Annotated in this window: 1 other RNA gene; it reads left to right on the forward strand. The window is 55.8% G+C overall.

Features of this window, described 5'->3' with window-relative positions:
- A non-coding RNA gene (locus RRF55_RS28145) (RtT sRNA) lies at positions 1-154 on the forward strand; the annotation flags it as partial.
- Positions 155-231: the final 77 nt, after the last annotated feature.

The following is a 231-nucleotide window of genomic DNA, read 5'->3' on the forward strand; positions in this document are numbered from 1 at the left end:
GCAGTTGACTTTTAATCAATTGGTCGCAGGTTCGAATCCTGCACGACCCACCAATCGTTCTGGTGGAACGCGATAGTAAAACGTGAAGGATAACGTTGCGTCAGCAACGGCCCGTAGGGCGAGGCGAAGCCGAGTCATCCTGCACGACCCACCGCTTAGTAGTATCCAGCGTAGTATCGGGTGATTAGCTCAGCTGGGAGAGCACCTCCCTTACAAGGAGGGGGTCGGCGG

The sequence above is a fragment of the Klebsiella sp. K47 genome (assembly GCF_051858335.1).
Classification (GTDB): Bacteria; Pseudomonadota; Gammaproteobacteria; order Enterobacterales; family Enterobacteriaceae; genus Klebsiella; species Klebsiella pneumoniae.